Origin of the sequence: Vibrio sp. DW001 (genome assembly GCF_029016285.1) — a bacterium.
Classification (GTDB): domain Bacteria; phylum Pseudomonadota; class Gammaproteobacteria; order Enterobacterales; family Vibrionaceae; genus Vibrio.
On sequence record NZ_CP091975.1, the window covers coordinates 3,285,561 to 3,309,109 of the forward strand.

Genomic DNA, 23,549 nt, shown 5'->3' on the forward strand with positions numbered 1-23,549 from the left:
GAGAACGTTATTGAAGGAGTCGTGATTAGCTTTTCGGGTTTAATGTATCTAGAAGTATCCTTTTCACTTGATCATAAAAATGATTGCCTCGATTTCCCACATACTCATATAGTGATAATTCAAGTTTGACCGACTCTTTATACTCCCCAAAGGTGTTTGGATTAACGATATGAACCTCGCTATTAATATTTTGCTTAAATTTATCAATCTGATAAGAAAATAATCCGATAGCACAAGGAGTTGATTTGGATTGATTCAACATAATATTATTTGCATAACCGATATTTTCTATTTCGGTTAACTCTATGCGATTAAAAGGTATATGATAATGACTAAGCTGTTCTATGACAGGCATTCTATCTGAATTCCATCCCGGAACATGTTGTTTCAACACACGGTATTGAATACAATTTTCCCAACTCGCGACCTTATGGTCGTTTGGTATGGCTAGATTATAATAGGTTTCAAATATCCGGGTTTGGTAACACAGTTTTGAGCCATTTTCGAGCGATGGACCAACAGCGAAGTCAACGTCCTTCGAAGCAATTTTGTCCGGAGTATTACTATTCCAATTGACAATATTAAACCTAATATTTGGAAAAGATCGGCTCAACTGAGAATAAAGCGCATTGCCAAACAGACTAACATCAACAGGAAGTAAACTGATGACCACATGCCGATCGGTCTCAAATGTGTTTTCAATCGCTTCCTCAATGACGGCATCGAGTCCAGCAAGTTTTATTTCAATCTTAGGCGCAAGCCATTCTGTAAATGCGGTTGGTTCAAGACCACTGGCATGACGAACAAATAGCGGGTCATTAAAACCTTCCCTCAGCTTGCTCAACATCTTGCTTACTGAACTATCGGTATGACCCAACTGTTTGGCCACTAAAGATAAGCTTCTGAGTTTGTAAATTAATAGATAGACATGTAATAGATTATAATCAATCTTCTTAACTGCATCTGACATTTCAACCATCTCTTTACTTTTAATATTTATATAACGATGACCTACAATTTATATAAATACAGACATTATGCAATATCTAAAATATGGACGGTTCGTCAACTTGATGTGAAAAATGTTTCATTAACGACGTCTATCCGCCACTTTTTTCAAAATGTGATGAGTGTGCCTTTGCCTTTCCATATTACATTAGTTGAATCGCCCGCTTGTGGGATATAGTTAGAATAGTTTATATATCAGGGCATTTTCATGAATCAAGAACGCATTTTAAGCATCGTTACCGATGCCAATCTTTCTCCTAAACAAAAGACAAATCTATTAGCATTGGAAGCGGAAGGTAGCCTTGCCTATGTGCCTTTGTCAGCACAAGCACAGCTAGCACTTGGTGAAGGTGTTCTCTGTGACATGTTTGAAGGCAACGCGCCATTTAAACCAAGGTATGTCTTACCTGACTACGGCATGTTCCTTAAACAAGGTTCTCGTTATCTAGAACTCGAACCTGCATCGACTTTAGATGAAGCACTTAATCTGCTGACGATCATTTATCATCATGTGCCATCTGTTACTTCGATTCCTGTCTATTTAGGTCAGCTCGATGAGATATTACTACCCTATGTAAATGAATTATCAGAACAGCAAATTTATCAAAAAATTAAGCTCTTCTGGATCATGCTTGATAGAACGTTACCTGATGCGTTTATGCATGCGAATATCGGCCCTACGGACAACGTCATATGTAGAACCATATTAAAAGTCGATGCCGAACTCAAACAGATAGCACCCAACCTCACCTTTATGCACGACCCTGCGATTACACCGGATAGCTTACTTCGCCAAGCTACCGCGAATATTTGTGAATGCAGCAAACCACATGTTGCCAACTACCCTATGCACGCTGATTTTTACGGTGATAAACAATTTGGCATCGTGAGTTGCTATAATTCACTCCCCTTAGCTGGCGGCGCAAATACACTCGTACGAATGAACTTAAAAGAAGTCGCAGCTCGTTCTAAAGATAGAGAAGAATTTCTCTCTATTGTATTGCCTGAATATTGTCAGGTTATGTTTGAGATTATTGAAGCTCGTAGTGCATTTTTACACGAAAAGTCCAACTTCTTTGACAGTTTTTTAGTCGAAGAAAAACTCATTAATGAAGATAGGTTTGCACCGATGTTCGGTATCTTTGCCATGGCGGAAACGGTAAAAATCTTATTGGATAAAGAAGGTATTAATGCGGAATACGGCCATGATGACATAGCAAACGAACTTAGCTATACGATCTCTGAGACCTTGGCTAAAATCGTTGAATCGACACCAGTAAAGTATGGCTATCACGGACGTGCCCTTCTTCACGCTCAGGCTGGCATTAGCTTAGATACTGGAGCCACTCCCGCGACTCGAATCTCCTATGGCTATGAACCCGACCCAATCACCCATATCAAGGCGACCGTAGGCCATCATAAATTTTATCCTTCTGGTATTAGCGATATTCTCACTATAGATGAAACCGTAAAATCGAACCCTGAAGCGATGTACAATTTATGTAAAGGCGCGCTAGAGCTAGGAATGAGAGAATTTACAGCGAATGTATTTTCCAATGATTTGGTTCGAATTACTGGCTATATGGTTAAGATGTCAGATATAGCAAAATACAAGCAACAAGGCTCTCGAACCAATACCACTTTCTTAGGTTCTGAAGCCGCCGACAACACTGAAATGCTGAATCGAAAGCCTAGAGTACTCAGTGCTGAAATGAACCCGATTTATCAAAAATAATCTAAAAAGTGAATATTGACATTCAACCTGCGAGCCAACTTCGCACCGCTAAGGTAAGTAAAATACTGACCTATTCGTGTGTTGATGGCCCAGGTAATCGATTGGTAATTTTTTTCCAAGGCTGCAACTTTAATTGCGCGTCATGCCATAACCCTCATTCTATTGCTCACTGTAATCATTGCGGTGAGTGTGTGGCTGAATGCCCGGATAACGCATTGACATTGAATGCACAAAACCAGGTAATCTGGCATGCAGACAAATGTACTGGTTGCGATAAATGCATCGATATCTGTTCTTTTCAATCGTCTCCCAAAATTCGCGAATACCGCCTTAACGAATTATTGACGATCATTAAAGATAACCACTTGTTTTTAAATGGCATTACTGTTTCAGGGGGTGAAGCAAGCTTGCAACTTCCTTTCATTATCTCACTATTCAAAGCGATTAAAGCAGACCCAAAACTTCAGAGTCTCACCTGTTTTATGGATAGTAATGGCTCTTTGTCAGAACAAGGTTGGAATAAAGTTTTACCTTACCTAGATGGTGCGATGATCGATCTAAAATCGTGGGATAGCTCAGTACACGAAGCGCTGGTCGGTAGAAATAATGCGGCTGTATTTCGATCTATAGATGTGTTGTCTTCCGCAAACAAGTTACATGAGATACGTCTTTTAACTATTCCCGAACAGACGGATTATGTCTCAAACATTGACGCTTTAACCACCTACCTCAATCGGTTGCCAAACGACGTCATTATCCGCCTAAATGCATTTCAACATCATGGGGTTACTGGTGAAGCTTTGCTTTGGGAGACCTGTAGCAAAGAAGAAATTGTTGCTTTCAAGCATCTTTTACAAGAATCCATACCTCACCACATTATGATGCCACCTGCTTTTAATTAACGATTACATACGTTCGGTACTATTTGCGTCAAAAATTGAGCATTTACACGCATCAATATTGAGAAAAACCAGATCGTTAACCTCAATGAGTTGCTCACTTGGAATGCGATGAGACAATTGATGACCCGATGAGAGTCGAGACCATAACAAGGTGTCCGACCCCATAGGCTCTCTTAATTCAACCGTCCCCCGATGTAGTGACACAATATCCACTTCTGCATCCAATTGACAAGTTAAATGCTCAGGACGCACACCAAGCGTCACTTGTTGACCATTAATAACGTCTTGTTTGAACGAATATCGGGTTACATTCAATCTCAGGTCACCAGAAACAAAATAAACACTGTCATCTTCAATTGTTAATTTACCATCGATACAGTTCATAGCAGGAGAACCGAGAAAGGTTGCGACAAACAAATTGGCTGGTTTATTGTAAATAGTCTGTGGCACATCTAATTGCTGAATAATCCCATCTTTCATTACCGCGATCCGATCCGCTAGTGTTAGGGCTTCTATCTGGTCATGAGTAACGTAAATCATGGTAGAGCGTAATTTTTTATGCAGTTTCTTAATTTCTAACCTCAGCTCAGCACGTAGTTTTGCGTCCAAATTGGATAATGGCTCATCAAATAAGTAGATATCCGCGTCTCTAACTAAGGCTCGGCCGATAGCCACACGTTGCCTTTGCCCACCAGAGAGCGCGGCTGGTTTGCGATTTAATAGGGGTTCAAGCTGTAATAGCTTTGCTGCCCATGCAACTTTATTCTCAATGATTTGCTTATCAACACCAGCAATCCTCAACCCAAATGACATATTCTTATGTACTGTCATCGTTGGATAAAGTGCATAGGATTGAAAGACCATACCAATACCTCGATCTTTTGGATCAAGCCACGTCACGTCGTTTCCATTAAAGCTAATGCTTCCGCCACTGGTATCGATAAGGCCACCAATCGCATTGAGTAAGGTTGATTTTCCACACCCTGACGGACCTAATAGAACCAAAAATTCACCATCTTCAATTCGTAGATCCAACTGCTTAACTACCTTGGTATTTTCATAGCTAATGTCGAGTTTATTAATGCTGACTACACCCATGTTCTATCCCTTTACTGCTCCAGAGGCGATGCCTCTAACAAACCAACGCCCTGAGGCAACGTATATAATAAGTGGTACTAATGAAGTTAGGATGGTCGCGGCCATATTCACGTTATACGCCCGCTCACCAGTAGTTGTATTGACGATATTGTTAAGCTGTACTGTCATCGGCAAATTGTCATTGCCGCCAAATACCAACCCTATTAAAAAGTCATTCCAAATATTGGTTACCTGCATGATCACCGCCACAATAATAATTGGTACGGACATCGGGAAAATAATTGAGAAAAATACTTTAAAGAAACCAGCCCCGTCTATTCTTGCCGCATTAAACAACTCCACAGGTAAACCGCTATAATAATTTCTAAACAACAGCGTCATTATCGGCATACCAAATATCACGTGAGAAAGAACCACTCCGCTTAATGTCCCATAGATACCTATATTGGCGTAAACACGAATTAACGGATAAATAAACACCTGATAAGGAATGAAAGCACCAAGCAATAAGCAAGCAAAGAGGAGATTGGCTCCTTTTATTTTCCAAAATGAGAGTGCATAACCGTTAATCGCACCAAACATAACCGATATAACGACACTAGGAATCAGTATCTGTACCGAATTCCAAAAACCAACTTGCAGTCCAGAACATTCCAATCCTGTACAGGCGCTACTCCATGCCACTTTCCATGAATTAAAACTGAACTGCTGAGGTAACGAAAAAATGGAACTAATACGTATTTCATCCATTTCTTTAAATGACGTTACCAACATCACGTACAATGGTAATAGAAAGAACAATGCTGTAATAATTAAAAAACCATAAATACCAAATCGTGCCCACTTTGCTTTAACGGTCAGTTTCCGGCCTTTGGGCATTTCATTATTGTTAACAAAACGACTTTTGTCTTTTGAAATCATCGTGTTCATTGTCATTATCGCCCCTGTTTCTTGATATAGTTTGAATAAATAAATGGCGCTATCAGACAAAGTACTGTCGTAAGTAATACGGTAGAAGCAGCCGTAGCAAGACCAATATTGGCGCGTTCGAATAGGTTATCCATTATAAACTTTGCAGGGACTTCACTTGCAATGCCAGGGCCTCCCATTGTCATCGCAACCACCACATCGTACATTTTGATAATGCTTATTGAGAGCAAAACAACAGTCGTAACAATCATCGGTCTTAACATCGGCAAAATGATACTGACGTATACCCGCCATGTAGGAATCCCATCTATTTTTGTTGCATTCCATAAGTCATCATCAATACCTCTGAGGCCCGCAAGTAATAGAGCCATAACCAAACCAGCACCTTGCCAAACCGCGGCAATCACCACGGTATAAAGCACCATATCTGGATTGACTATCCAATCGAATGAAAAAGACTCCCACCCCATACTCCGCACCGTATTTTGAATGCCAAGTTGTGGGTTAAATATCCACTGCCATACTAAGCCTGTGACAATGAATGACATGGCGTAGGGAAATAAAAATACGGTTCGGAAAAAACTCTCCGCTTTTATTTTTTGGTCAATAAATATAGAAAGTAAGAAGCCTAAAAAAAAACATATTGATAGAAATAGAATCGCTATAAAAACTAAGTTTTCTAATGACGTGACCCAACGTGAAGTTTCAAATAATCGCTCATATTGAGCAAAACCAACAAAGTCATTTTTAGGTAACAACTTAGAGCTACTAAAAGACAATCGAACAGACCAGAACATGGTCCCCATATAAGCGACAAATACTGTCAAAGCCATAGGTATTATGGCTAAGTATGCAAGCAGGTTACGCCTTATATGCCGTTTGGTAGCGACTATATTCATAGTAATTCCTTATATTACCAAGAGGATAATGCCCAACCTTGTCTGTTGGGCATATGGCGGTTATTAATCACGTAATGCACGAGCAAAGATATTGACCGCTTTATCTGTCGTCATATCTTTGCCATTCCAGACCTCAGTTACCGCATCCTTTAATGAACCGTATAGGTATTCTTCCATCAACATAGATCCATCGGGTACTTGACGTTCTGTTACTTTAAGAATAGCAGCGCCTTTTTGAGCACAAACATCCATGGTGGAAACATCAATATCTGTTCGAACAGGAATAGACCCTTTAAGGTTATTAAAGGCTATCTGTGTGGATGGCATTAGCATACTTTTAACTAGGTTCTGTTGAGCCTTCACTTGCGCTTTATCATCTGTTTTAGGGAAAACAAAAACGTCACCGCCAACGATATATAGCGAGTCATTTCCTAAACCAGGAAAACAACCAAAGTCTTGATCTGCCACTTTTTTTGCTTGGGTAAACTCGCCTTTCGCCCAGTCTCCCATCACTTGCATACCTGCTTTGTCATTGATAACTAATGACGTTGTATCGTTCCAATTTCTTCCCGGAGAACCCGTGTCTACATAAGGTTTTAACTTCAAAAAAGTATCGACTACGTTTCTAAATCCTTCTGAACTCAAAGTCTTTGCATCACGTTTACCAAGCGTATCTAAGTAGAGTTGTTTCCCACCAACATTACTCAAAATAGTCGCAAATAAGAGATTCTCTTGCCAACTTTGACCACCTAAGGCTAACGGTATATATCCCGCCTCTTTTAGTTTATCCAACGTGGAAAATAATTCGTTAGTCGTCTGTGGTTCTTTATCTATCCCCGCTTTATCAAATGCTTGCTTTGAGTACCAGAACCAACCAGGCATATGAATGTTGACTGGTGCGGCATAAAAATGACCATTTACTTTAATAGCATCAAGGGTTGGTTGAGGGAGAATCTGATCCCAATTATTCGCATTTGCAACCGCATCAATATTATTGAGCATGTCTTCAGCGATCATTTCGTGGTACTGCTGAGAAGTATTAAACAAAGCAGCGGTCGTCGGTGCCCCCCCAATCATGCGATTAATCGCGGCGGAACGAGCGTTAGAACCACCAGCAATAGCGCTGTCTTTCCAGACACCGCCTTCTTTTTCATACGCATCAGCCAACACTTTAATTGCTGCAGATTCGCCACCAGATGTCCACCAGTGCATCACTTCTGCTTCTTCTTTTGCTATTACCCCCATAGAGGTTGTCGCAAGCGCAATAACTAACGTCAGATTCTTCATCATCGTAAATACCCTTTAAATTATTATTGTTCATACAAGTTACAGACTAACTCAGACCCTAATGGAATCGGTTCCATTTATATATTTATACTCATAGAAAACCATTTCATCCAGTCAAAAATAAACAAAATTTTAAACATGCGTCACTGGTCACGCTTTCCCTACAAATGCAACAAAACCACAAGTATTAGTGTCAAAAATGGTAATAAAAATCTAGAATAGGAGAATAAACAGAAAAAGCAGAATACAGAGAGAAGGATTATGGCCACAATAAAAGACGTTGCTAAGCTTGCAGGAGTGGGGGTTGGAACGGTTTCCAGACACATATCTGGGAGTAGTTCTGTATCCGATAAAGCACGCGAGAAAATCAATATCGCTATGCAAGCCCTTAACTACCGTCCAAACAGTATCGCTCGATCTTTATCGTCAAAAAAATCAAATATCATTGGACTCTGGGTGCCTTCTTTTTCCGGATCTTTTCATCGTAAGATGCTTCAAACGATAGAAAGAGAACTTAGAAAACGAGACAAACATATTATTTTGGCTAACGCTGAAGACGCTAAAACAGATCAAGAGCGGATAAAGTGTTTGGATTACCTAATAGAACGAGATTGCGATGGCATTCTTATGTCTTGTCCTGAGTTATCGATTTTTGAACTTGCGAAAGTTGAAGCGCGCTATCCAAATATATTATTTTTAAACCGTGAGTTACCCGATCTGAAGAACAAGTCATTTAGTATTGATCACTATTTAGGTGGTCGTCTAGCAGCAGAGCATCTCGTTAACTTAGGTCACACCACATTCGCTATCGTTACGGGACGCATGAACGCACAAGATGCTCAAAAACGACATCAAGGGTTTATTGATGTTCTGGCCGACAATAAAATACATATTGATCCTGATCTCATCATATCGGGTGGTTATAGCTTCGCTCAAGGCCTTGAGGCCACGAACACGTTGATTGCAAAGCGAAAACCATTCACTGCTCTATTTTGCGGAAACGATAATAGTGCGATGGCGGCAATGTCAGCACTCAATCAAAATAGCTTTGTAGTAGGGAAAGATGTTGCTGTTGTAGGATACGATGATATCGATATCGCGGCGTATACATCCCCGCCAATGACAAGTGTAACAACACCTCTAGAAGACGTTTCTCGAAACGCATGTCATCAAATATTGAATTTGTGTTACGGCGAAAAGCTACCAATACAGACTCATTTTACACCTCAGCTAAACATAAGAGACTCCAGTAAAATTGAATAAGTAATCTGCTTTACACCGTATTTAATGCGTTAATTTGCAAATCTTTTATGAGCGAGTCCTTGATGTCAAAATTTATTGATAATGGAAAACGATATGTGCTTTCCGATCCTACTCTAGTACCGAATTCGGCGGGGTATCTTTGGAACAAGAAAATGATGATTCATATGAACTGCCAAGGTTATGCCGTCGCTCAATATATGAATCCCGAACCACAAAAATATGCCCATACTCCAAATTTGGCTGCGAAAAGCTTTATGCAACCAGAACAGCCTTATTTTTCTCATCATCCAGGTCGTTTTTTTTACGTCAGAGACGATGATACTGGTGAACTATTTTCTGCCCCATTTGCGCCGATTAAAGGTGAACTCGACTACTACGAATATTCACTAGGGCTTTCTGACATTCAGTGGACGATTGAAAAACTCAATCTTCGTATTCATATATCCCTTACACTGAGCCCTACACAAGCAGCTGAACTATGGACCGTTTCCATAGAAAATCTTTCATCAGATAAACGAACCGTTTCATTAATTCCCTATTTTCCTGTTGGTTATATGTCATGGATGAACATGGGTGGTCATTTTGACAAATCATTAAATGGCATTGTGTGTACCTCTATCACGCCATATCAAAAAGTAGAGAACTACACGCAGAATAAATCACTCAAAGATATGACCTACCTTATTTCAGACCGTACTCCAGATCACTATGAGATTAGGATGGAGGCGTTTGAAGGGCAAGGTGGATTGCATAATCCAACGGCTTTGCAAAAAGGCCTTAATCTTGCTAATTGCGACTCAAGCTATGAAATGCCGATATGTGCAATGCAGTATTGCCTTGCTCTCCAACCATCGGCAAGAGAACAGATTAATTTAGTATTTGGTCCTGCGTTAGATAAAGATGAAATATCAACGATTAAAAGCCTGCATTTACCGCTTGCTGATGACGGACAATCCTACCGAGAGTATATGGCTTTAGGTCAGGGCGTTATCAATATTGAAACACCCGATAACACGCTTAATCACTTCATCAATCACTGGTTGCCTAGGCAAGTATTTTATCACGGTGACACCCACCGTTTAACGACCGACCCTCAGACCCGTAATCTACTGCAAGATGGCATGGGTATGGCATATATCAATCCAGCGGCTTGTAGAAAGGTCATTCTTACCGCATTGAGCCAACAGCACCGTAATGGTGAGATGCCCGATGGAATACTCCTAACTCCTGAAGCAGAACTAAAGTACATCAATCAGGTTCCACACACCGACCACGGTGTATGGCTTCCATTGATCTTACAAGCCTATCTTAATGAAACCAATGACATTCAAATCTTGCATAAAAACATTGAATGGAAAGACAGCAATGAAAACAAAAGCGTACTTGAGCATATGAATCAGGCCATGTTCTTTATGATCAGCTCAAGAGATGATCGTGGGTTACCTTATATTGCTCAAGGTGATTGGTGCGACCCTATGAATATGGTTGGTCATAAAGGAAAAGGGGTTTCAGGTTGGTTAGCGCAAGCACTCAGTTATAGCTTGCAGCTTTGGATAAACATTAGCGAGAAGTACAATGATCACGAAACGTTAACGTATTTCTCAGAGGTAGTAGAAGAACTTAAATCCACCATCAATACCCATCTATGGCAAAAAGATTGGTACGCAAGAGGAATAACTGATGATGGTGTCACATTTGGTATTCCAGAAGATAAAGAAGGTCGTATTTATCTGAATACCCAAAGTTGGGCGATGCTAGCAAATGTTGCTGATCAATCCCAACGACACGCCATGTTAAAAGCGATTGATGAACAACTGGATACACCATACGGTGTGATGCTCTTTGCCCCAGCGTACACTCAAATGCGTGAAGACGTCGGCCGCGTCACACAGAAGTGGCCTGGAAGTGCCGAAAATGGATCAGTATATAATCATGCTGCTGCGTTTTATGCCGCTGGTCTCTACAATATAACTGAATCAGATCGTGCCTTTGATGTAGTCCGAAAAATGCTAAGTGATGGCGATAGCTTTGAACAACGAGGACAATTACCCATCTATATACCAAATTACTACCGCGGTGCTTATTATCAATACCCAAGAACCGCAGGTCGCTCAAGTAATTTATTTAATACTGGAACCGGATCTTGGGTTTATCGACTTGTGATTGAACAAATGTTTGGTCTAAAGGGTTGCATCTCAGGGCTAGAGATTAAGCCGCAACTACCTTCTCATTGGGGAGATGTCAGTGCGGTGCGAATCTTTAGAGGTGCAACGTTTGAAGTAGATTATATTGCAAAGCAGGATATTGATAATGTCGTTATCTATGTTGATGACCAACAACTTGGCACTGCTATCATCGAAAACATTGAAGATGGTAAAAAATACAGAGTAACCGTTCATTACCCACAGTCTGCCTAAATACTTAGTTAACCACATACGTTACTTTAGCTAACCAGAGTATTCAAAGTCGGTAAATAATACCTGGGGACATGGTGACTGAACAACAATGTTACTAAGAATAAAAAGACTTCCTAAGAAGCCTTTTTATTTGTCCTCAATAAATAACATATCATCATGCTCTAAAAGTTCAATATCACCATAATCGACTAAATTCGTTAGCTCTCGTTTACTGTGCTCAATATGTTCTATCATGGCTTGTTTCGCTAAAACCGGATCACGTTTCTGTAGAGCCGCAAAGATTTTCCTGTGCTCAGTAAGCCAACTTTCTTTCAATGGCGTGTCGTGTAAGTACTTCTTATTGAGTTGTTGCCAGAGTGGATTTTCTGTCCGAACAACATTCCATAACCGATTGGCGGTATCAATTAGCATACGGTTTTGTGTCGCTTCTGCTATGCACAGATGGAATTCACGATCTAATGTTTCAAATTGTTTGCTGTCAGCAAATGAGTTTTCTTGACGTTGAATGATACTTCTAAGCTGACGCAACTCACTAAGTTTAATATTCTTAGCGGCGAATTCTACGATACTAACCTCTAAAACAAAGCGAGATTGAAGAAGCTCAAATGGCCCTACATCATTGATGTTTGCTGTATCTTCTACTTTTATACGTTTCTCATTATCCGTATTTTCTTTGAAGAAAATACCCGCACCTTTTCTTACTTCAACCAAGTCTTTAAGTTCAAGCATTATGATAGCTTCGCGTATAGTAGCTCGACTTGTTTCGTATTGCTGACTCAAATCTCGTTCTGATGGTAGACGGTCACCTGCTTTAAAAAAACCAGAAAACAATTGCTTCTCTATTTGTAACCCAATTTCGTAGTATCGTCGTCTAATCAATTTTTCTTCTGTCATGCTAGGCTCATAAATTAAATTGTTGTACAAATATTAAAGTGATGATAATTAATCTAATTATCATCACTTTAATATTATCATACAATAGAAAATAAATCCTTCAATCATCAAGGCCTGATCTAACTGAACCCCCATTGGTACGGGGGTCCGAGAAGAAATTATATCGTTTACATAATTAAACCAGCAAGCTCAGGTAACGTCATTGAAATCGCAGGAATGTAAGTTACTAACATTAAGACTAAGAATATGACTAAGAAAAATGGTAATAACGTTTTAATTACTGAATCTATACTGATACCGCTTATCTTACAGCCAGTGAACAGAATTGGACCAACAGGTGGCGTTATCGTCCCCAACGACAAATTAAACACCATCAAGATACCAAATTGAACGGGGTGCATACCTAAACCCATACAAATAGGCAGGAAAATCGGAGTAAAAATCAATACTGCTGGGGTTGGATCCATGAATGTTCCAATGAACAATAATACAACGTTAATGATCAACAGAATTAAGATTGGGTCACTCGTAAATGATAATAATGCATCCGCGATCATCCCAGGAATTTGAGTAAATGCCATAACCCAAGACATGATTGATGACGCCCCAATCATAAAGATTACAATCGATGCCATTTTCGCGGTATCTAAGAAGATAGTTGGCAGATCTTTAACTTTCAGTTGTCGATAGCTGAAGCCTAATATCATCGAATAAACAACAGCAATAGCTGACGCTTCTGTAGCCGTAAACACGCCACCTAAAATACCGCCAATAACAACGACTATCAGAGACATACTTGGAATTGCATCGATAGTCACCTTGATGCATTCTTTCAAGGTCATCGAGTTCTTGCTTATGTAGCCTCTACGTTTGCCCATAATACCAGCGACTATCATAACCCCAAGCCCCCACAACAGACCTGGAATATAGCCCCCCATAAACAACGCTGAAACTGACACACTACCAGCAACCGTTGCGTATACTATTAGTGCGTTACTTGGTGGTATCAACATACCGGTTGGCGCTGAGGCAATATTTACTGCAGTGCTAAATTTTGGGTCATAACCTTCTTGCTTCTGAATTGGGTTCATTATGCCACCGACAGCAGCACAAGATGCGACACCGGAACCACTAATAGAGCCAAATAGCATATTGGATACGACGTTGGTTTGTGCCAATGGAGCAGAAAAACAGCCGCTAACAATCTTGGAGAAGTTTATTAACCGTATGGCAATGCCACCGTTATTCATGATATTGCCGGCTAATATAAAGAATGGTATAGCAAGCAGAGCAAATGAATCTAACCCAACAAACATACGCTGTGCGGATGTTGTTAATGCACCATTGTAAGGCAGAATAACCGTCATTGCCGCGAACGACGAGATTCCAACACTAATGGCTATCGGAGCCCCTAGGACCAATAAAACCACAACCCCTATAAACATTACTAATGAGGCGGTAAATGCCATATCCATTAGATATTACCTCGCTCTTCTGACTGCTCATTATTCAAATCAATAAGTTCGTTAATAAAGGTTACTTCATGACAAAGAAAATAAAACAACATGATTGTACCTGATATAGGAATAGCAGCGTAAATGACACCCATTGGTATTTGTAACGCGGAATCCATCTGCCACATTTGACGTACTGAGCTGCTATAACCGCCACTAACCATTACTGTATAAGCAAAAACAACGACAATTAATTCAATAACCATTTCAACAATGATACGTAATTTTTTATTAAATTTATCTTTAATAAATGTGATGGCCATATGTTCTCTTAATCCAAACACATAGGCGCCACCAAATAAAACCAACCAAATAAATAAATAACGGGATGCGACTTCACTAAACGCACTCGGATTGTCAAAAATATAACGAACAACTACTTGGTATGTAACTAATAGTGTCATTATTCCCATAATGGAAATTAAAAAGACTGAAAGGACTTTGTCTATTCCGAACTTAACTTTTCTTAAGCCTAGAAAAAGGCCATTAAATTTATCATTTCGCATATAATTCTTATCCTGAAATGAAGTTATAAGGTCAACGATTCGCTGACCTTATCTTCTATTAATTATTGCAAGGCAACAATTTTTTTATACAACGCTTTCTGTTCTGCTGTTTTAATTAATTCTTGTTGAAGAGGGATACATGCTTCACGGAATGGCGTGATATCAACTTCATTGAACGTAGCACCTTTATCTTGTGCTGCTTTCTTTGAAACGCTGATTTGTTTTTGCCACAAGCCAAACTCTACTAGAGTGCTCTCTTTTGCTAGACTTTCAAACGCTGCACGATCTTTGTCGGACATTGAATCAAGAAAATCACTGCTTGCCACGACGAGATCTGGAACCATCAAGTGACGGGTTGCAGAATAATAAGGTGCAACTTCATATTGTTTTAGATCGAAGTAGGTAATTTCACTGTTTTCCGCCCCATCAAGCACACCTTGTTGTATCGCCGAATAAACTTCACCTTGGCCCATAGGTACACCTTTACCACCCATGCATGAAAGCGTTTTTATCATCGTATCAGATTGCATTACACGAATTTTTTTACCTTTCATGTCGGCAACAGTATTGATTGGTCCTTCTTTGTTATACATGCTGCGCGCACCGCCAGTGTATGCCGCTATAACTTCAAACCCCATAGGTGATGTTTCTTTGAATAACTCATCTAGAACACTAGAAGTGAATACTTTTTGCTGATGTTCATAACCACTGTAAACATACGGTAGACTGAGAATACCAAATTTGCTGTTGTAGTTTTCTACAAGTGGATTTGCAACAACAGCCATTTGAATAGCGCTATTTTGAACGAGTTCAAGTGATGCTCTTTGATCACCAAGAAGCTCATTTGGAAAGATATTCAATGTATAGCGACCATCTGTTGCTTTAGTGAGTTTTTCACCAAAATCTGCAAGCGCTAAAAACTGTGGGTGTTTATCCGATTGGTTAAACGCGACTTTGATTTCTGATGCGGCATTGGCCACGGACGAAAGACCAAGTACGCTGACTAAAGCGGTGGCGATGGTTAGTACTTTAAATTTGGACATTATTTACTCCGTTACTATTAGTAGGATAAAGTTTCATTTTTGATATGTTTAATATATTTATCGAATTTCGTTCATATCAACAAAATCCATGTCATCGAATGTGAGATTCTCGCCTAGCATTCCCCACACAAAACTGTAATTTTGTGTTCCACAGCCTGAATGAATAGACCAACTAGGTGACAACACCATCTGGTGATTACGAACAACAATATGTCGTGTTTCTTTTGGCTCTCCCATGAGATGGAAAACGACCTGTTGAGGTTTTATATCGAAATAGAAATACGCTTCCATACGACGTTCATGGGTATGTGGTGGCATGGTGTTCCATACACTTCCTGCTTTTAGTGCAGTAACACCCATAGATAATTGAGACGTAGGCAAAACATCAGGGTGAATGTATTGATTAATACATCGCTCGTTTGCATTCTCTTTATCGCCCAAATGAATCACTTTTGCTTCATTTTGGTGAATAACTCGGGAAGGATGAATATGATGAGATGGCGCACTGATGGCATACAATAAAGCCGGGAAGTCATCGTCAACAGAACCAAACACGACATTCTCATTGCCTTGCCCCAGGTATAATGCATCCATATGCTCTAAAACATACGTTTCATTTTTTGTCGTAATCTTAGCTTTACCACCAAGATTAATCATTCCGAACTCACGACGTTGTAGGAAGAAATCCGTACCGAAATCTTTATTATTAATAAAGTCATCCAGAGCCAATTCATTACTCTTAGGTGATACTCCCATAACAACAATACGGTCAATGTGGCTGTATACCGTCACAATGTCATTATCTTTAAACATTTTCTCAGTTAGCAATTCATCACGAAGACGAGTAGTGTCGTATAATTTAGCGTCTACAGGGTTGCTATTATAATTAATATGCATCTAATACTCTTTATTTACGTTAGTTACGTATCCATTAAAACTTGTCGTATTAACTTAGTTCGCTAGTGAAGTATTTGAAATTAAATCATCAAACCAACAATACTTAAAAATAATAACGACTCATTTAGTCAAAGGACCGAAGATGGTATTTTTAAAATGGCTTTTTTGATGACCATCGGCTTATCATTACTTGCACAAAGCGGACGATGTGCTTGGTTTGGATAAAAAATCACGAAATCGCCATCTTGAAGCTTAATAAATTGTTCGTTCTCGACATTATCAAAGAACATTACGTCATTCTCCAACTCAACCAATTTAAGCGCTTCTTCTGAGATGGTGTTTGAATAGCCATATACTTCTTCGCCACTCAATAAAATTTGAATATCAATATATTGCTTGTGAATTTCAGATTTTCTTAGTGCTCGTGGCTCCGTTTCACCGTCTACAAGCATAACAAATACACCATCGTCACCAATCATGTACTTACCAAGATCATTGTTTTCAGATAAAGCGATAGCTTCATTGATCCAATTAACAAACTTTTCAGACATGTATGGTACGAGATCTAATTTTTTTACGTTTCCAAATAACATATATCCTCTCCCTTAAAGCGCCTATTACTCACCTATCCTTTTAGATAGTTGTAAACTGATTTAGCAACAGTGATACCGTTGGCTTCGCTTTGTAACTTGTAAGCATTTTGTGGATCATTGGGGGCTTGTACCGAACCTGAGCCAGCCATAGGTTTAACTGCACGAAGTTCCGTTACCATTTGCTGCATCATTACTGCAAACAATGGATTCCCTAGCTTTTCTGGATTAATAACAATGACAAGGCTGGCAAGTTTGCGCATCTTGTCAAAATCTCCGTACATACGGACCACATGGTTGCTAAAGTTAGCATTCATCAAAATACCAGTTAGCGCATCAATCGCTAGCGCAATACCTGAACCTTTATGACCGCCAAATGTCAGTAGATTTTCCACTTGATGTGGATCCGTTGTCATATTGCCGTCTTTATCGATAGCAAGATTTTCACCAATTTGCTGGCCGGTCTCTTTTGCATGAAGCAACTTACCAAAGGCTGTTGCGCTTGTAGCCATATCAACAATCATCGGGTGTGCATTTTCCACAGGAAAACCAAATGCAATTGGATTGGTCCCTAAGAAGCGTTCAGCGCCACCATAAGGAGCAACGCAGGTATCAGTTTGCGTCATCGAAATACCAATCAAACCTTTCGCTGTCGCCTGTTCCATGAAGTATGAAAGTGCTCCACAATGTGAACCATTCTTGACGCTAACAAAACCAAGACCGGTTTCTTCAGCTAACTCTATAGCGTGATTTGTTGCCGCGATAAGTGCCGAGTGTCCCATGCCATCATCAGAGTCAAATACAGCAACTGAAGGTGAAATTTGTTCAATGCTAAACGTAGGCTCTTTATTCAAGCCACCTTCATTCAAGCGGTGACAATAATGCTCAATACGCATAACGCCATGTGAATGGACACCCGTTTTGTCAGCGTGTATTAACACATCAATGACTTCTTTCGTCGTCTGTTCACTAAGGCCCGCTTTAACTAATTTTTTAAGAGATAGTTCACGCAACTCTGTTTCATTTACTTGAATAGTAGACATCATATTTACCTTAAAAATTTATTACGCCTTTAACCAAAGATTTATTTTCAACGACATCTTCTTTGTATGAATTCCCAAAGGTATGGAAATCGTAATCTCTATTTTTCATCATTGATTCAGAAATTTTACCTTGTTCCATCAACTCGATTACACGTTCAAAATCTTGACGTGTTGCATTACGTGAGCTCATAAGCGTGGTTTCTTTCATATGAAAAGTAGGGTTATGAAATGCTAATTCACCCTTTGTGAAGCCAATAAATACGAGCTTCCCACCGTTACGAATCAGGTTTACTGCATTTGTCATTGATTTGTCGTACCCAGTCGCATCAAATACGACATCAGCCAACTGACCATTAAATTGACTACGAATATCATCAACGTACGTTTCACTTAGCGCATTTAATGTAGCTGTTTGTAGTTTGTCTGCTGCCCAAGTTAGACGTTGTTCAGCAACATCAACAATAACAACGTTATGCCCTTCTGCTTTAATGACTGCTGCTGCTGCAAGACCAATTGGGCCAGCGCCGACAACAAGAACATTATTCCCCCCAGTCAACTGCGCACGGCGAACCGCATGTGCACTGATAGCAAAACATTCAACCAGTGCTCCTTTACTGTTAGACACATTGTCAGGAAGTAGAACCAGATTATCTTCAAGAACCGCTAGGTATTCTGTAAAACCACCATCTTGGTGGACACCGTAAAGAGATACACTTTCACAGCAATTGGTTTTACCTTCTTCGCAAGCTGGGCATTCACCACATGGGATACAAGGAATAACAGAATAGCGCTTAGCCACTTCGGCTTTAGTCACTTTCTCACCGATTTTTTCGACAGTACCGCAAATTTCATGGCCTAATACACGCGGGTATGAAAAGAAAGGCTGTCGACCAGCGTAAGCATGGATATCTGTGCCACAGATACCTACTGAATTGACTTTCAGAAGAACTTCATTGCTTTCGATCTCTGGAATCGGGCATTCAATATACTCAATTGAATTGGGTTCATTACAAATTAAAGTTTTCATCTTATTTCCTAATCCTTCACTAGTTTTTCAATTGTGTTATTGATGCCCACGGTCTCAATATCATCAAACGCGTTTAGAACCTGCTCAATAAACCGTTTATTTTCAACACCGTGCTTTCCAAAGACTTTTTCAATCGCCAATAATGATTTAGCTTGCTCACTTTTCTCAGATACGTGAGACATAATTGATTTATATGTTTCTACCAATGGGTCAGATAGTTCATTACCTTTATTAATCATATCAATTACATAGTGCATCCAACCTGCAATTAACACGGGTTGGCATTTAGCGGGGATATGACGTTCTTGAAGTATTAGATATGGGGCAAGCGCACGTTGAGGGAGTTTTTGAGAGCCATCCATCGCGATTTGTTCGGTTTTGTGTTTGATATTTGTGTTACTAAAACGGGCAATGAGTAAATTGGCATACTCGTTGAGATCAACGTTTAAGTCAGGGCTCAATGATTTAGCTTGTTCATCAAGCATTAACTTCAATGTGACTGATTGGAAATCAGAATCTTGCATACATTGATAAATAAATTCGTATCCAGCGAGTGAACCATTGTAAGCAAGGAATGAATGGCTACCGTTAAGCATACGAAGCTTCATTTCCTCATACGGTAGAACATCACCAACGAGCATCGCGCCTGCTTTTTCCCATGGAGGTCGACCTGCTACAAAATTATCTTCAACTACCCACTGACGGAAATCTTCACAAACTACGCCACAAGGATCGCGATAACCTGTTTGTTCTTCGATGACGTCAAATTGGTCATCGGTCATCGCGGGAACAATACGGTCAACCATCGTGCTTGGGAAAGTGACGTTTTCTTCAATCCAATCACTCAGTTCAGAATCAAGCTTCTTAGAAAATGCGAGAATGACACTCTTGGTTAAGTGGCCGTTTTCAGGAATATTGTCACATGACAAAACGCTAAAAGGCGCGAGACCATTATCACGACGAATTCGAAGAGCCTCGGTAACCAACCCAATAGCCGACATTGGTACGGTTGGATTGGCCAAATCATGAATAATTAATTGATTGGTTTCATCTAACATTCCCGATTGCGGTGCAGCACAATAACCTTTTTCAGTTATCGTTAATGAAACGATTTTAACCTGGTCTTCAGTGAGTTTTAGAATTGCTTTTTCAATACCATCTACTGGTGTATGGATTGATTCAGTAATAGTTCGAACAAGACGACTATGAGTTTCTGTTGCAGACTTCTCAACGACGGTTAACAAATGATCTTGTGCTCGCAAACTGTCTGTTAACTCTGACCCACCAAACATATTAATTTCACAGATACCCCATTTATCTTCAGATCGGTCATTCGTTAAATCGTTATAAACGGCTTGATGTCCGCGGTGGAATGCACCAAAACCAATATGAACGATATTACTTTTAAGTACTGTTCTATCGTAGCTTGTTGTTGATGAAAACTTACCGTTTTCTATTTTATTTTGATCTTCCATACAATCCTATCTTTACAGTCCGAGTGTTGCCTAACTTCAGAATTTGTTAGCGTTTCGTTGTTACTGAGAACACTACACCCAATTGGTTGACCTATCAATATTTTGGATAACCAATAATTCACTTTTATGACGAAGATCTAAAAACAAAACAAAAATAAATAACCAAAATTAGCATTAATTTATTATAACTTGTTAAATATCAATATATTATATTGCAACTTTGATTTAGATCAGCATTTGGTTTACCAATAAATATATCTTTATTAAATCGCTTTGTGATTTAATAAAGATGGACAAAAATCAAACTAACGTATCGGAATAGACACACGGATATCATTATGATCGAGGAAAAAAGACACATAGAAAGACCAATTTTTGCTGAAATACTAAGTTTTGGTGAACCAATGTTCGAATTGAGCCAAGTTAACCTAAACAATAACGGTGAAGCGGACTTCTTAAGCGGCTTCGGTGGTGATGCTTCTAACTTTGCTATCGCTGCTGCGCGACAAGGCGCAAACGTCGGTATGCTCACGCACATGGGAGATGATGAATTTGGAAAAAAATTTCTAAATTTGTGGGATAAAGAGAACGTTAATATTTCAACTGTTGTATCGAACACCAATAGTCATACTGGCGTTTATTTCATTACGCATGATAAAAACGGGCATCATTTTTCATTCTTACGTAAAGGATCGGCAGCGAGTCTTATCACACCATCACAATTACCTGTAGAAGCTATTAAAAATGCAAAGCTTTTACATATCACCGCTATAACACAGGCAATCAGTGATACCAGTTGTGACTCCACCTTCAAAGCAATAGAAATTGCATCTAAAAACAACACGTTGATATCCTATGACACTAACCTACGTTTGAAATTATGGTCATTAAACCGTGCTCGTGCCATCATCAATGAAACGGCTTCACTGGTAGATATATGCTTTCCAAGTATTGATGAGGCACAGCTTCTCACTGGTTTAGAACACGAAGACGATATTATCGATTATTACCTCAAAATCGGGTCTAAAACAGTCGTTCTTAAGAAAGGCGCACTGGGGGCAACGGTAGCCAATGAATCAATCCGCGTATCACTACCACCGTTCAAAACCAATCCGTTAGACGCAACCGCTGCAGGTGATTCATTTGCTGGCTCGTTCTGTACACATTTAGTTAACGGATATTCATTGGAAGAGTGTTTGAAATTTGCAAACGCCACCGCCTCTATCACCATTATGGGTTATGGCGCCGTCGCACCACTACCAACACTTGAACAAGTTTTAGATCGCATTAAAAATGGACAATCAAAATGAATACTTTAGATTCACGTCTCGCTAAATTAAAAGTGATTCCAGTCATCGTAGTAGATGAAGCGGAAGACATTTTGCCTATTGGTAAGGCTCTGTCAGAAAATGGTTTACCAGTAGCCGAAATTACGTTCCGTACTGCGGCGGCGGCGGATGCCATCGTATTACTGCGTAAAGAATACCCCGACATGTTGATTGGTGCTGGTACGATTTTAAATGAACAACAATTACTCGCAGCAAAAGAAGCGGGGGTCGACTTCGTTGTCTCTGCTGGTCTTAACCCTACAACAGTAAAAGCAGCTCAAAAACATAATGTAGCGATTATTGCCGGCGTCAATACACCCTCACTTGTCGAACAGGCGATGGAGTTGGGCCTTACGACTGTTAAGTTTTTTCCCGCAGAAGCATCTGGTGGAATAAAAATGCTCAAAGCCATGCTTGCCCCGTATAACCAGATCAAAGTAATGCCAACTGGCGGTATTAATAAAGATAACATTCAAGCGTATCTTGATGTGCCTAGCGTCCTTGCTTGTGGTGGTTCTTGGATGGTTGACCAATCATTAGTTAAGAATAAAGAGTGGGATAAGATGGCGACGTTGATTAGGGAAATTGTGGCGCAACTCAAGTAATGTAAAAAGAAGCAAAATGGTTCTTTTTACACAGGGGGTAAAGGTTTAGTTTTCGAGCTTGACCTTTATCGAAGAACACCTTCACGAAAAAAAATATCCCGTAACAACAGATCAATAACCACCGCCTTTTACTGGTTAACAACGCGACCCACATCCTCAAAAATTAAGGTATTTTATGCACAGATCATGAAATGCTTGCGCCTGAGGAGAGATTGTTCGATCAATGAGTCTAAATATGCCTATTTGTCGTTTCAATGGAGGGTCGACAAGCGGAATCCAAATCAACCTTGTTTCATTCGTTGGAAACGCAAGTTTAGGCAGTGTCGTCACACCGATTCCAAGCTCTAATACAGAAAAAAGAGACGTAATATTCTCGACGGAGTAGAGCGCGTTCTGACTCAATGTTCTCGCGGGTGTCGGATCGAGGAGTGTGCAAGTTCCATTACGAATAAAGGGCTGATCTAGCAACATTTTCCATTCAATACCGGCAGTATGCTGTGCAATAGGGTTATCACGTAAACAGACCACACCAATCGGATCAGAAATTAAAGGGGTAAAATGTATCTCTTTCTCATCAAGGTGGGAGCAATTTCCCAACGCCAAATCAACTTCACCCGACAGCAATCGAGCTTCGACACCTGCCGCATTATCATCGATTAAGCTCACTTCAACATTTGGATGTCTTTCGCAAAAAGCACCCAGAACGCTCGGTATTAGTTTTGCTGCGACAGACGGTACACTGGCAATACGTACTCTTCCTTGCTGCCCCGCAGCTGCAGCCATTAAGTCATTATTCAGTGCATTGTACACATTTAAGAACTGTACAATTTTGGGTAGGCATATTACACCGAAAGGAGTAAGGGTCGATTTATTACCAGGTTCAAATAAAGGTTGGCCTAGGTTGCGTTCCAGTTCTTTTATTGATGTAGAAAGCGCTGCTTGCGATCGATTTGCTCGATGAGAAGCGGCCCGAAATCCCCCTTCTTCCACCACCAAAAAAAAATGATTCAGTTGCTGAAGTTTAATACTCATGTTTGTGGTCCCTTCTTAGTCCTTTGCTTTCCGTGTGCTCAACCTAGCGATAAGTT

General features: G+C 39.9%; 21 protein-coding genes. 6 read left to right on the forward strand and 15 right to left on the reverse strand.

The genetic code is table 11. The features are described 5' to 3' along the window. Positions 1 to 25: 25 nt before the first annotated feature. A complete protein-coding gene (locus L3V77_RS14990) occupies positions 26 to 970 on the reverse strand; it encodes a LysR family transcriptional regulator (RefSeq protein WP_275134846.1) in 945 nt (314 codons plus the stop codon). A gap of 246 nt (positions 971 to 1,216) precedes the next feature. Between L3V77_RS14990 and L3V77_RS14995 the strand changes: the two genes are divergently transcribed. Both L3V77_RS14995 and L3V77_RS15000 read left to right on the forward strand, forming a co-directional pair. Beyond that, on the forward strand, positions 1,217 to 2,743 hold the full coding sequence (locus L3V77_RS14995; RefSeq protein WP_275134847.1) for a YjjI family glycine radical enzyme: 1,527 nt from the start codon (positions 1,217 to 1,219) through the stop codon (positions 2,741 to 2,743). A 20-nt stretch (positions 2,744 to 2,763) separates the two neighbouring features. Continuing rightward, the gene (locus L3V77_RS15000) at positions 2,764 to 3,645 is read left to right on the forward strand and encodes a YjjW family glycine radical enzyme activase (RefSeq protein ID WP_275136789.1); all 882 of its coding nucleotides are present in this window, start codon (positions 2,764 to 2,766) and stop codon (positions 3,643 to 3,645) included. Between the two features lie 3 nt (positions 3,646 to 3,648). Here L3V77_RS15000 and L3V77_RS15005 read toward each other — a convergent pair whose 3' ends face one another. From L3V77_RS15005 to L3V77_RS15020, 4 genes are all read right to left on the reverse strand, one after another. Then, positions 3,649 to 4,743 carry an ABC transporter ATP-binding protein gene (locus L3V77_RS15005; RefSeq protein ID WP_275134848.1) on the reverse strand — a complete coding sequence of 365 codons (1,095 nt, stop codon included), beginning with the start codon at positions 4,741 to 4,743 and terminating at the stop codon, positions 3,649 to 3,651. Between the two features lie 3 nt (positions 4,744 to 4,746). Next, entirely contained in the window at positions 4,747 to 5,679 is a 933-nt protein-coding gene (locus L3V77_RS15010) for a carbohydrate ABC transporter permease (RefSeq protein ID WP_275134849.1), read from the reverse strand. Next, positions 5,679 to 6,572 (reverse strand): sugar ABC transporter permease, encoded by an 894-nt coding sequence (locus L3V77_RS15015; RefSeq protein WP_275134850.1) that lies wholly within the window; start codon positions 6,570 to 6,572, stop codon positions 5,679 to 5,681. Before L3V77_RS15015 ends, L3V77_RS15010 begins: the two co-directional genes overlap by 1 nt. 63 nt (positions 6,573 to 6,635) lie before the next feature. Next, positions 6,636 to 7,862 (reverse strand): ABC transporter substrate-binding protein, encoded by a 1,227-nt coding sequence (locus tag L3V77_RS15020; protein ID WP_275134851.1) that lies wholly within the window; start codon positions 7,860 to 7,862, stop codon positions 6,636 to 6,638. 258 nt (positions 7,863 to 8,120) lie between these two features. On the opposite strand from L3V77_RS15020, the gene L3V77_RS15025 reads away from it, so the two are divergent. Continuing rightward, positions 8,121 to 9,122 carry a LacI family DNA-binding transcriptional regulator gene (locus L3V77_RS15025; RefSeq protein WP_275134852.1) on the forward strand — a complete coding sequence of 334 codons (1,002 nt, stop codon included), beginning with the start codon at positions 8,121 to 8,123 and terminating at the stop codon, positions 9,120 to 9,122. Positions 9,123 to 9,184: 62 nt separating this feature from the next. Further along, the gene (locus L3V77_RS15030) at positions 9,185 to 11,539 is read left to right on the forward strand and encodes an amylo-alpha-1,6-glucosidase (protein ID WP_275134853.1); all 2,355 of its coding nucleotides are present in this window, start codon (positions 9,185 to 9,187) and stop codon (positions 11,537 to 11,539) included. A gap of 126 nt (positions 11,540 to 11,665) precedes the next feature. Here the strand turns inward: L3V77_RS15030 and L3V77_RS15035 are convergent, their stop codons facing one another. From L3V77_RS15035 to L3V77_RS15075, 9 genes are all read right to left on the reverse strand, one after another. Further along, a complete protein-coding gene (locus L3V77_RS15035; RefSeq protein ID WP_275134854.1) occupies positions 11,666 to 12,433 on the reverse strand; it encodes an FCD domain-containing protein in 768 nt (255 codons plus the stop codon). A 167-nt stretch (positions 12,434 to 12,600) separates the two neighbouring features. Further along, complete coding sequence (locus L3V77_RS15040) at positions 12,601 to 13,908, reverse strand: TRAP transporter large permease (RefSeq protein WP_275134855.1); 1,308 nt, start codon at positions 13,906 to 13,908, stop codon at positions 12,601 to 12,603. Then, on the reverse strand, positions 13,908 to 14,453 hold the full coding sequence (locus L3V77_RS15045) for a TRAP transporter small permease (protein ID WP_275134856.1): 546 nt from the start codon (positions 14,451 to 14,453) through the stop codon (positions 13,908 to 13,910). The genes L3V77_RS15040 and L3V77_RS15045 overlap by 1 nt, the downstream gene beginning before the upstream one ends. A 62-nt stretch (positions 14,454 to 14,515) precedes the next feature. Further along, positions 14,516 to 15,496: a TRAP transporter substrate-binding protein gene (locus L3V77_RS15050; protein ID WP_275134857.1), complete on the reverse strand. Its 981-nt coding sequence runs from the start codon at positions 15,494 to 15,496 to the stop codon at positions 14,516 to 14,518. A 57-nt stretch (positions 15,497 to 15,553) separates the two neighbouring features. Next, entirely contained in the window at positions 15,554 to 16,393 is an 840-nt protein-coding gene (gene kduI, locus L3V77_RS15055; protein ID WP_275134858.1) for a 5-dehydro-4-deoxy-D-glucuronate isomerase, read from the reverse strand. Between the two features lie 128 nt (positions 16,394 to 16,521). After that, entirely contained in the window at positions 16,522 to 16,986 is a 465-nt protein-coding gene (locus L3V77_RS15060) for a YhcH/YjgK/YiaL family protein (protein ID WP_275134859.1), read from the reverse strand. Positions 16,987 to 17,018: 32 nt separating this feature from the next. Continuing rightward, positions 17,019 to 18,029 carry an Ldh family oxidoreductase gene (locus L3V77_RS15065; protein ID WP_275134860.1) on the reverse strand — a complete coding sequence of 337 codons (1,011 nt, stop codon included), beginning with the start codon at positions 18,027 to 18,029 and terminating at the stop codon, positions 17,019 to 17,021. 7 nt (positions 18,030 to 18,036) lie between these two features. Then, positions 18,037 to 19,053 (reverse strand): zinc-binding alcohol dehydrogenase family protein, encoded by a 1,017-nt coding sequence (locus L3V77_RS15070; RefSeq protein WP_275134861.1) that lies wholly within the window; start codon positions 19,051 to 19,053, stop codon positions 18,037 to 18,039. A gap of 8 nt (positions 19,054 to 19,061) precedes the next feature. Beyond that, positions 19,062 to 20,528 carry a mannitol dehydrogenase family protein gene (locus tag L3V77_RS15075; RefSeq protein ID WP_275134862.1) on the reverse strand — a complete coding sequence of 489 codons (1,467 nt, stop codon included), beginning with the start codon at positions 20,526 to 20,528 and terminating at the stop codon, positions 19,062 to 19,064. 338 nt (positions 20,529 to 20,866) lie between these two features. Between L3V77_RS15075 and L3V77_RS15080 the strand changes: the two genes are divergently transcribed. Together L3V77_RS15080 and L3V77_RS15085 are read left to right on the forward strand one after the other, a co-directional pair. After that, positions 20,867 to 21,838: a sugar kinase gene (locus L3V77_RS15080; RefSeq protein ID WP_275134863.1), complete on the forward strand. Its 972-nt coding sequence runs from the start codon at positions 20,867 to 20,869 to the stop codon at positions 21,836 to 21,838. Continuing rightward, a complete protein-coding gene (locus L3V77_RS15085; RefSeq protein ID WP_275134864.1) occupies positions 21,835 to 22,461 on the forward strand; it encodes a bifunctional 4-hydroxy-2-oxoglutarate aldolase/2-dehydro-3-deoxy-phosphogluconate aldolase in 627 nt (208 codons plus the stop codon). The genes L3V77_RS15080 and L3V77_RS15085 overlap by 4 nt, the downstream gene beginning before the upstream one ends. A 156-nt stretch (positions 22,462 to 22,617) precedes the next feature. Here the strand turns inward: L3V77_RS15085 and L3V77_RS15090 are convergent, their stop codons facing one another. Further along, complete coding sequence (locus L3V77_RS15090; protein WP_275134865.1) at positions 22,618 to 23,493, reverse strand: LysR family transcriptional regulator; 876 nt, start codon at positions 23,491 to 23,493, stop codon at positions 22,618 to 22,620. Positions 23,494 to 23,549 lie beyond the last annotated feature (56 nt).